General features: G+C 75.6%; 7 protein-coding genes and 2 pseudogenes. 5 read left to right on the top strand and 4 right to left on the bottom strand.

The genetic code is table 11. From position 1 onward, the window contains the following. From ABD353_RS30320 to ABD353_RS30310, 3 genes and pseudogenes are all read right to left on the bottom strand, one after another. The coding region (locus tag ABD353_RS30320; protein ID WP_486326987.1) for a DUF5691 domain-containing protein at positions 1-283 on the bottom strand (283 nt) is incomplete at its 3' end. A gap of 61 nt (positions 284-344) precedes the next feature. Continuing rightward, on the bottom strand, positions 345-1,127 hold the full coding sequence (locus ABD353_RS30315) for a hypothetical protein (protein WP_344626881.1): 783 nt from the start codon (positions 1,125-1,127) through the stop codon (positions 345-347). Positions 1,128-1,413: 286 nt separating this feature from the next. Next, positions 1,414-1,629: pseudogene (locus ABD353_RS30310) on the bottom strand (SWIM zinc finger family protein); the annotation flags it as partial. A 259-nt stretch (positions 1,630-1,888) separates the two neighbouring features. On the opposite strand from ABD353_RS30310, the gene ABD353_RS30305 reads away from it, so the two are divergent. From ABD353_RS30305 to sucD, 5 genes are all read left to right on the top strand, one after another. Beyond that, complete coding sequence (locus tag ABD353_RS30305) at positions 1,889-2,995, top strand: ATP-binding protein (RefSeq protein WP_344626880.1); 1,107 nt, start codon at positions 1,889-1,891, stop codon at positions 2,993-2,995. 58 nt (positions 2,996-3,053) lie between these two features. Next, a complete protein-coding gene (locus ABD353_RS30300) occupies positions 3,054-5,402 on the top strand; it encodes a DUF5682 family protein (protein WP_344626879.1) in 2,349 nt (782 codons plus the stop codon). Positions 5,403-5,558: 156 nt separating this feature from the next. Beyond that, positions 5,559-6,743, top strand: a complete 1,185-nt coding sequence (locus tag ABD353_RS30295) for a VWA domain-containing protein (RefSeq protein ID WP_344626878.1) — start codon at positions 5,559-5,561, stop codon at positions 6,741-6,743. A 324-nt stretch (positions 6,744-7,067) separates the two neighbouring features. Continuing rightward, entirely contained in the window at positions 7,068-8,243 is a 1,176-nt protein-coding gene (gene sucC, locus ABD353_RS30290; protein WP_344626877.1) for an ADP-forming succinate--CoA ligase subunit beta, read from the top strand. A gap of 16 nt (positions 8,244-8,259) precedes the next feature. Beyond that, on the top strand, positions 8,260-9,150 hold the full coding sequence (sucD, locus tag ABD353_RS30285) for a succinate--CoA ligase subunit alpha (protein ID WP_344626876.1): 891 nt from the start codon (positions 8,260-8,262) through the stop codon (positions 9,148-9,150). 138 nt (positions 9,151-9,288) lie between these two features. Here sucD and ABD353_RS30280 read toward each other — a convergent pair. After that, positions 9,289-9,871: pseudogene (locus ABD353_RS30280) on the bottom strand (hypothetical protein); the annotation flags it as partial.

The following is a 9,871-nucleotide window of genomic DNA, read 5'->3' as shown; positions in this document are numbered from 1 at the left end:
GGGGGGGGCCGGGCCCCGGCACCTCGGGCCGGCCGCCCGGCCCGGCGGGGGGGGGGGGGGCGGGGGCGGGCGGGGCCCGGGCACCGGCGCGGCGCAGGACGGTGGCCAGCGCGGCCAGGTCGAGCAGGGCCGTCGCCGGGTCGGTGCGGTCGACGGCCCCGGCCGCGGCGGCGGACGCGGGCGAACCGGCCGGGCCGGGCAGCGGCGGCCGGTCGGTGCCGAGCAGGGCGGTGGTCTGCAGCTCGGACCAGCTGTCGTGGGCGGTGGTGGTCGGTGCCGTCACGGCCGGCCTCCCGTCGGGTGGGTCTGGTGGGGATGGCGGTCGGTGTCCGTCCGGGGCGCGGTCACCGGTCGAGGCCGATCGCGCGGCCGTCCGCCGACCAGGCGGTGACCGGGGCGTACCCGGCGTGCCCGTACTCGCCGAACAGCGTGACCGGGTGGCCGGCCGAGAGCGCGGCCAGCCGCCACAGCGCCGGCTCCGGCGTGGCGCCGCGCTTGAGCGGGACGGCGCTGCGGCCGTCCGTCAGCTGCCAGCCGTCGGGGCCCAGGACGGGCACCACCCCGGCCAGCACGGCGGGCCAGGCCTCCAGCCACGGGTCGTCGGCGACGGCCTCGCCGTAGCCGGCCACCGCCTCGGCGGGGGAGACCCCGGCGGGCGGCCCGGGCGAGCGGGGCGCCGGCTCGCCGTGACGGGTGCCGAGGACGGCGCGCAGCGGGCGGGCGCCCGGGTGGAAGGCCAGCTCGGCCTCCAGCACCTGCCCGGTCGGCAGGGCGGTCTCGGGTGCCCGGCCGGGGCTGCCGAAGGAGAGCAGCAGGGCCGGGCGGCCGGTCTTGGTGCCGCGCAGCCAGATCCGGCGGGTGGTCAGCCGGTCGTCGGCGGTGTCGCGGCTGCCGAGGACGTGCCAGCGGTCGCGGACCGTCGGGCCGGCCAGCACCTCGTCCGCGCCGGTGCTGAACCCGACCCGGGTGCGGACCGTGGCGGCGAGCGGCGCGGGCAGTTCGTCCACCCGGCCGTAGGCGCCGGCCAGCAGGTGCAGCAGGGCGTACTCCTCCAGCTGGGAGTCCTGCGGGGTGTGGGCGAGCTCGCGGGCGCGGGCGGCCAGGCCCGGTGCCTGGGCGTCGACCATCCGGGCCGCGACCTCCTCCCAGCCGCCGGGGGCGGTGCTGTCGGCCAGGCCGCGCCGGACGGCGTCCGAGAGCCGCAGCCGCAGCTCCTGCGCGCCGGCGCGCCGCCGGGTCGTCCGCGGAGGACTCCCGACGCTCCTGCTGCCGGACGGCCCGCTGCTCGGCGGCGCCCTGACGCCTGGCCAGCCATTCGGCCACCCACCCGGGCTGCGCCGCCGCCTCGGCGACCGCCGGGGAGCCGGCGCTCCACAGCAGCAGCAGGCCGAGCACGTGCTTGCACGGGAACTTCCGGCTGGGGCAGGTGCACTTGTACGCCGGCCCGGAGAGGTCGACGCAGGGGAAGTACGGCGTCTTCCCGCTGCCCTTGCAGGCGCCCCACAGCGCGCCGCCGCCCCAGCCCGCGTCCGACCACGGCGCGGGCGCGGACAGCTTGCCGGCCGCCTTCAGCGACGCCTGGTCCGGCGCGAGCGACAGGACGTGTTCGTTGCTCCAGCGTTCCTCCATGCCGACGACGCTAGGACGGGCCACTGACATCCGGTCCGGTCGAACTGACGGCCGGTCACCGTCGCGTCCCGGCTTGTCAGTGGGCTCGTGCATGGTGGTTCCAGCAGGCCGGAAGGGCGTACGAAGAAGCCCGTCCCGGCCCTGCCGCACCGCGTTCCGGCGGGCCGTCCGCGGCCGTCCCGTCCGCCGCGCACCCGTCCCCGTGCCCTGCCCGCACCCTGCCACAGCCATGCCCGGCGGCCGTACCCAGGAGATGTCGATGACCACCGAGACGACCACCCGTACGAGTGAAGTCCTCCGCCTCCACGCCGAGGACGCCTTCGCCGCCGAGCTCGCCGCGCTCGCCGCCGCCGACGACCGCCCCCGCCCCGCCCGCTGGCGGCTCTCGCCCTGGGCCGTCGCCACCTACCTGCTCGGCGGCACGCTGCCCGACGGCACCGTGATCACCCCCAAGTACATCGGCCCGCGCCGGGTGGTCGAGGTCGCCGTCACCACCCTGGCCACCGACCGGGCCCTGCTGCTGCTCGGCGTGCCCGGCACCGCCAAGACCTGGGTCTCCGAGCACCTCGCCGCCGCCGTCAGCGGCGACTCCACCCTGCTCGTCCAGGGCACCGCCGGCACTCCCGAGGAGGCCGTCCGCTACGGCTGGAACTACGCCCAGCTGCTCGCCAACGGCCCCAGCCGGCAGGCCCTGGTGCCCTCCCCGGTCATGCGGGCGATGGCCGACGGCAAGATCGCCCGCGTCGAGGAGCTCACCCGCATCCCGGCCGACGTCCAGGACAGCCTGATCACCATCCTGTCCGAGAAGACCCTGCCGGTGCCGGAACTCGGCGACGAGACGCAGGCCGTCCGCGGCTTCAACCTGATCGCCACCGCCAACGACCGCGACCGCGGCGTCAACGACCTCTCCTCCGCGCTGCGCCGCCGCTTCAACACCGTCGTGCTGCCGCTGCCCGCCACGCTCGACGAGGAGGTCGACATCGTCGGCCGCCGGGTCAACCAGCTCGGCCGCTCCCTCGACCTGCCCGAGCTGCCCACCGGCGCCGAGGAGATCCGCCGCGTCGTCACCGTCTTCCGCGAGCTGCGCTCCGGCGTCACCGCCGACGGCCGCACCAAGGTCAAGACGCCCAGCGGCACCCTCTCCACCGCCGAGGCGATCTCGGTGCTCACCAACGGCCTCGCCCTCGCCACCCACTTCGGCGACGGCATGCTCCGCGCCGGTGACGTCACGGCCGGCATCGTCGGCGCCGTCGTCCGCGACCCGGTCGCCGACCGCACGGTCTGGCACGAGTACGTCGAGGGCGTGCTCCGCGAGCGGGACGGCTGGAAGGACTTCTACCGCGCCGCCCGCGAGCACGCGCACTGACCCGGCCGCCGCGGCCCCAGCCCACCGAGAGAACCATCCGAGAGCGAGGTCCACGACCATGAGCGCAGAGGTCACCCTGCTCGGCGTCCGCCACCACGGGCCCGGCTCCGCCCGCGCGGTGGCCGCCGCCCTGGAGCAGCTGAAGCCCGACGCGGTGCTGATCGAGGGCCCGCCGGAGGCCGACGCGATCGCCGCGCTCGCCGCGGACAAGGAGATGCAGCCGCCGGTCGCCCTGCTCGCCCACGTCGTCGACGACCCGGCCAGGGCCGCCTTCTGGCCGTTCGCCGTGTTCTCCCCCGAGTGGGTGGCCCTGCGGTACGCCGCCGACCACGACGTCCCGGTCCGCTTCGTCGACCTGCCCGCGGCGTACACCTTCGCGCTCGCCGAAGCCCCGTCGGGCGTGCCGGGGGGCACGTCCGGCGAGGCGGCGGAGGCGGAGGGCGGCATCGGCGACCCGATCGCCGCCCTCGCCGAGGCCGCCGGCCACGACGACCCCGAGCGCTGGTGGGAGGACGTCGTCGAGCACCGCGCCCCCGACGGGGACGCCCTCGCGCCCTTCGCCGCGGTCGCCGAGGCCATGACCGCGCTGCGCGAGACCGCCCCGGCCGGGCCGCGCGCCCGCCGCGACGACCTGCGCGAGGCGTACATGCGCCAGCAGATCCGCGCCGCCCGCCGGGCCGGCCACCGCCGGATCGCGGTGGTCTGCGGCGCCTGGCACGTCCCCGCCCTGCAGACCATGCCCACCGTCGCCCACGACCGCGCCCTGCTCGCCGGCCTGCCCAAGATGAAGACCCAGATCACCTGGGTGCCCTGGACGCACCGCAGGCTCGCCCAGCACACCGGCTACGGCGCCGGCATCGACTCGCCCGGCTGGTACCACCACCTCTTCACCAGCCCCGACCGGCCGGTCACCCGCTGGATGACCGGCATCGCCGACCTGCTCCGCGCCGAGGACCACCCGGTCTCCTCCGCGCACGTCATCGAGGCCGTCCGGCTCGCCGAGACGCTCGCCGTGCTCCGCGGCCGCCCGCTCGCCGGCCTCGGCGAGACCCTCGACGCCGTCCGGTCCGTGATGTGCGACGGCTCCGACGTCACCCTCGCCCTCGTCCACGACCGGCTGGTGGTCGGCGACGCCCTCGGCGAGGTCCCGGACGGCGCCCCCGCCGTCCCGCTCCAGCGCGACCTCGCCCGCCTCCAGCGCAGCCTGCGCCTCAAGCCGGAGGCCGCCGAGCGGGAGCTCGTCCTCGACCTGCGCAAGGACCTCGACGCCGAGCGCTCCCGCCTGCTGCACCGGCTGCGGCTGCTCGGCATCGACTGGGGCGCCCCGGCCCGCTCCGCCGTCAACTCCACCGGCACCTTCCGGGAGACCTGGCGGCTGCACTGGGAGCCCGAGTACGCCGTCCGCGTCGTCGAAGCCGCCCACTGGGGCACCACCGTCGAGGACGCGGCCTGCGGCAAGGCCGCCCGGCAGGCCGCCGACGCCACCGACCTCGCCGACCTCACCGGCCTCGTCGAGCAGTGCCTGCTCGCCGGCCTCACCGGCGCCCTGCCCGCCGTCATGCGGGCCCTCGCCGACCGGGCCGCCCTGGACACCGACGTGGCGCACCTCGCCGCCGCCCTGCCCGCCCTCGTCCGCGCGCTGCGCTACGGGGACGTCCGCGGCACCGACGCCACCGCCCTCGACGGCGTCGCCCGCGGCCTCGCCGAGCGGATCGGCGTCGGCCTGCCGCCCGCCTGCACCGGGCGCGACGCCGACGGCGCCGCCGCCATGCGCGCCCACCTCGACGCCGTCCACGCCGCCGTCGGCCTGCTGCCGCCCGCCGCCGGTGACGACCCGGGCGACCACCCCGCCGAGCGGTGGGCCGCCGCCCTGCACTCCCTCGCCGCCCGCGAGCCCTCCGGCGGCCCCGCCACCGGCGTGCCCGGCCTGCTGCGCGGCCGCGCCGTCCGGCTGCTCCTCGACGAGGGCCGGCTCGACTCCGCGGAGGCCGGCCGCCGGATGGGCCTGGTGCTCTCCCCGGCCGGCGCCCCCGCCGACGCGGCCGGCTGGATCGAGGGCTTCCTGGCCGGCGGCGGCGCCCTGCTGCTGCACGACACCGCCCTGCTCGGCCTCCTCGACGACTGGCTCACCGGCGTCCCCGGCGACACCCTGATCGACCTGCTGCCGGTGCTGCGCCGCACCTTCTCCGGCCTGGAGGCGGCCGTGCGCCGCACCATCGGCGAGCGTGCCGCGGCCGGCCCGCTCGGCACCGGCGCGGCCGCCGCGGCCGCCCCGCCCGAGAAGCTCGACGAGCAGCGCGCGGACGCCGTCCTGCCCGTCCTCGCCCTCCTGCTCGGCCTGCCGGACGTGACGACGGCGCCGCTGCTGCCCCGCATCCCGCGCCAGCCCACCGGCCGCAACACCTGACCGGCAGGGCCTTCGCGCGGCGGTCGGGATGTCAGTCCCGGCTGGTTGCATGGCTGTTGGGACGCCGTCACCGCGCCGCCCGCCCGCGCTCCGGCCGCCCCGCCCGTCCGTACCCGCACCTGCACCCGCACCCGTACGCGCACCCGAGGAGCACCCATGACCGCCACCCGCGCTCCGCTGGACCCGGCCGACGAGCGGCTGCGCCGTTGGCGGATGGTGCTCGGCGGCGAGGCCGACGGCACGGGCCACCGCCCGAGCGGGCGGGACGCCGCCATGGACGGCGCGCTCGCCGCGCTCTACCGCGGGGCGGACGCCGAGGGCGGCCGCGGCGCCGCGCGCAGTGCCGGCCTCGGCGGTTCGGCGCCGCAGGTGGCCCGCTGGCTCGGCGACATCCGCGAGTACTTCCCGACCACGGTCGTCCAGCTGATGCAGCAGGACGCGATCTCCCGGCTCGGCCTGGACCGGCTGCTGCTGGAGCCCGAGATGCTGGAGGCGGTGGAGCCGGACGTCCACCTGGTCGGCACCCTGCTCTCGCTCAAGCACGCCCTGCCAGAGACCACCCGGGAGACGGCCCGGGCGGTGGTCGGCAAGGTGGTGGCCGACCTGGAGCGCCGCCTCGCCGACCGCACCCGGGCGACCCTCGGCGGGGCGCTCGACCGCTCCGCCCGGGTGAACCGCCCCCGGCACCGGGACATCGACTGGAACCGCACCATCCGCGCCAACCTCAAGAACTACCTGCCCGAGGCGGGCCCGGACGGCACCGGCACCGTCGTCCCGGAGCGGCTGATCGGCTACGCCCGGGCGCAGCGCGCGGTGAAGAAGGACGTCGTCCTCTGCATCGACCAGTCCGGTTCGATGGCGGCGTCGGTGGTGCACTCTGCGGTGTTCGGCGCGGTGCTGGCGTCGATGCGCAGCCTGGACACCCGGCTGGTCGTCTTCGACACCTCCGTCGTCGACCTGACCGAGCAGCTGAGCGACCCGGTGGACGTGCTGTTCGCGACCCGGCTCGGCGGCGGCACCGACATCAACCGCGCCCTCGCCTACTGCCAGTCGAGGATCACCCGGCCGTCCGAGACGATCGTGGTGCTGATCAGCGACCTGTACGAGGGCGGCATCCGCAACGAGATGCTCAAGCGGGTCGCCGCGATGAAGGCGGCCGGGGTGCAGTTCATCGCCCTGCTCGCGCTCTCCGACGAGGGCGCCCCCGCCTACGACCGCGCGCACGCCGCGGCCCTGGCGGAGCTCGGTGCCCCGGCCTTCGCCTGCACACCGGACGTCTTCCCGGAGATCATGGCCGCGGCGATCGAGAAGCGCCCGCTGCCGGTGCCGGACAACGGCTGAGCCGCCTCACCCGTTCGGGTGCGGGATGTCCGCATCTCACGGCATCGGCATTGTCGATGAGAGACCGGCTCCCGGCCTGCCGGGTGCACCCGTTGTGACGGTTCTCACCAAGCCCGACCCCGTCACGGGCGAAACACGCCCGTCGTACGGGGATAACCTGCCACACGGACGTGACGCGCGTGTTGATTGACGGTGCGCCCGGCGCTGTACGGACCGCAAGGCCGTAGCTCTGCGTACCCGCGCAGCCCCGACGACCCGCAGCGAAGATCCTGCCGTGGCACGCTCGAAGAGACACAATCCGCGACCACGAACAAGGACAAACACGTGGACCTGTTCGAGTACCAGGCGAGGGACCTCTTCGCCAAGCACGGTGTGCCCGTGCTTGACGGCGATGTCATCGAGAACGCCGCAGACGCTGCCGCCATCGCGGAGCGCTTCGGCGGCCGCGCCGTCGTCAAGGCTCAGGTGAAGGTCGGCGGCCGAGGCAAGGCCGGCGGCGTCAAGCTCGCCTCCGACCCGGCGGACGCCGTCGCCAAGTCCGAGGCCATCCTCGGCATGGACATCAAGGGCCACACCGTCCACAAGGTGATGCTGGCCCAGACCGCGGACATCAAGGACGAGTACTACGTCTCGTTCCTGCTGGACCGCACGAACCGCACCTTCCTGGCGATGGCCAGCGTCGAGGGCGGTGTCGAGATCGAGGTCGTGGCGGAGGAGAACCCCGACGCGCTCGCGAAGATCCCGGTCGACGCCAACGAGGGCTGCACCCCGGAGAAGGCCGCCGAGATCGTCGCCGCCGCGAAGTTCCCGGCCGACGTCGCCGACCAGGTCGCCGAGGTCCTCCAGCAGCTCTGGAAGGTCTTCATCGCCGAGGACGCGCTCCTCGTCGAGGTCAACCCGCTGATCAAGTCCGGCGAGGGCAAGATCATCGCGCTCGACGGCAAGGTCTCGCTGGACGAGAACGCCGACTTCCGCCAGCCGGAGCACGAGGCGCTCGAGGACAAGGCCGCCGCGAACCCGCTGGAGGCCGCGGCCAAGGCCAAGGGCCTCAACTACGTCAAGCTCGACGGCCAGGTCGGCATCATCGGCAACGGCGCGGGCCTCGTCATGAGCACCCTCGACGTGGTCGCCTACGCCGGTGAGAACCACGGCGGCGTGAAGCCCGCCAACTTCCTCGACATCGGTGGCGGCGCCTCCGCCGAGGTCATGGCGAACGGCCTGGAGATCATCCTGGGCGACACCGACGTCAAGTCGGTCTTCGTCAACGTCTTCGGCGGCATCACCGCGTGCGACGCGGTCGCCAACGGCATCGTGCAGGCCCTTGCCCTCCTCGAGGAGAAGGGCGAGGCCGTCACCAAGCCGCTCGTCGTCCGCCTGGACGGCAACAACGCCGAGCTGGGTCGCAAGATCCTGACCGACGCCAACCACCCGCTCGTTCAGCAGGTGGACACCATGGACGGTGCGGCCGACCGCGCCGCCGAGCTTGCCAACGCCAAGTAAGGAAGGGGACTTTCACATGGCTATCTTCCTTACCAAGGACAGCAAGGTCATCGTCCAGGGCATGACCGGCTCCGAGGGCATGAAGCACACCCGCCGCATGCTCGCCTCCGGCACCCAGATCGTCGGCGGTGTGAACCCGCGCAAGGCCGGCACCACGGTCGACGTCGACGGCACCGAGGTGCCCGTCTTCGGCTCCGTCGCCGAGGCCATGGAGAAGACCGGTGCCGACGTCACCGTCATCTTCGTGCCGCCGAAGTTCACCAAGGACGCCGTCGTCGAGGCGATCGACGCCGAGATCGGCCTCGCGGTCGTCATCACCGAGGGCGTGCCGGTCCACGACTCGGCCGCCTTCTGGGCGTACGCCGGTGCCAAGGGCAGCAAGACCCAGATCATCGGCCCGAACTGCCCCGGCCTGATCTCCCCCGGACAGTCGAACGCGGGCATCATCCCCGCCGACATCACCGGCCCGGGCAAGATCGGCCTGGTCTCCAAGTCCGGCACCCTGACCTACCAGCTCATGTACGAGCTGCGTGACCTGGGCTTCTCCTCGGCCGTGGGCATCGGTGGCGACCCCGTCATCGGCACCACCCACATCGACGCCCTCAAGGCGTTCCAGGAGGACCCGGAGACCGAGGTCATCGTGATGATCGGTGAGATCGGCGGCGACGCCGAGGAGCGTGCCGCGGCCTTCATCGCCGAGCACGTCACCAAGCCGGTCGTCGGCTATGTCGCGGGCTTCACCGCGCCCGAGGGCAAGACCATGGGCCACGCCGGCGCCATCGTCTCCGGCTCCTCCGGCACCGCCCAGGCGAAGAAGGAGGCCCTCGAGGCCGCCGGCGTCAAGGTCGGCAAGACGCCGTCCGAGACCGCCCGCCTGGCCCGCGAGCTCTTCGCGACCGTCAAGTAAGGCCCCGGCAGGCCCCAGGGCCGACGCCACGTGCGAGGGCGGCGGCGGCACGGGCGCGCGCCCCCCCCCCCCCCCCCCCCCCCCCCCCTCGCCGTCTTATCCCGGCTCCCCGGGTCGTTCCCCGGGTCACTTCCCGGGTCAGGGGAGCAGCCGGGGGACGTCCGCCGGGGCGAGCGTCGCGCAGGGCCACAGCGGCGCGCACGGCACCGGGACCGGCAGCGCGTCCGCGGGCCGGGTCAGCGCCACGGGACCGGTCACCGGCTGCCCGTCGTGCGGGGGCGCGCCCTCGGTCACCGTTCCGTCGCCCGGGCCGCTCGTCCCGTCCGTCCCGTCCGTCCCGTCCGTCCCGTCCGTCCCGTCCTGCGGGGCCGTGGACGGCGTGTCCCCGTCCGGGAGGGCCGTGCCGCCGTCCGCCGCCCCGCTCGGGGCCGCTCCCGGCCGCGGGGCCGTCGGACTGCACCAGGGGCTCCGCAGCCCCGGCTCGCGGCCGGGCGCGGCCGGACCCGAACTGCCCGTACCGGCCGCGGAGCACACCTCCGGCGGCGGGGACGCCTCCGTCTGCGGCGCCGCCGCGGGCCGGGCCCGGCGGGCCGTGTCGTCGGGCCCGCCGACCACCAGGGTGACGACCATCGCACCGGCGGTGCCGAGCACCAGCAGCCCGGCGGCGGCGATGACCGCGTGCGCCCGGCGGCGGCCCCCGGCGGCGAGCCGGGCCAGCGAG

The sequence above is a fragment of the Kitasatospora arboriphila genome, from assembly GCF_039528095.1.
Lineage (GTDB): Bacteria > Actinomycetota > Actinomycetes > Streptomycetales > Streptomycetaceae > Kitasatospora > Kitasatospora arboriphila.
Note: the sequence above shows the minus strand (reverse complement) of the source record. Positions and strands in the feature narration are given on the sequence as shown.

Excerpts from the sequence above, each read along its gene's own strand:
- ABD353_RS30315 (WP_344626881.1), bottom strand. The coding sequence starts at position 1,127 with ATGGTCGACGCCCAGGCACCGGGCCTGGCCGCCCGCGCCCGCGAGCTC.
- ABD353_RS30305 (WP_344626880.1), top strand. The coding sequence starts at position 1,889 with ATGACCACCGAGACGACCACCCGTACGAGTGAAGTCCTCCGCCTCCAC.
- ABD353_RS30300 (WP_344626879.1), top strand. The coding sequence starts at position 3,054 with ATGAGCGCAGAGGTCACCCTGCTCGGCGTCCGCCACCACGGGCCCGGC.
- ABD353_RS30295 (WP_344626878.1), top strand. The coding sequence starts at position 5,559 with ATGACCGCCACCCGCGCTCCGCTGGACCCGGCCGACGAGCGGCTGCGC.
- sucD (WP_344626876.1), top strand. The coding sequence starts at position 8,260 with ATGGCTATCTTCCTTACCAAGGACAGCAAGGTCATCGTCCAGGGCATG.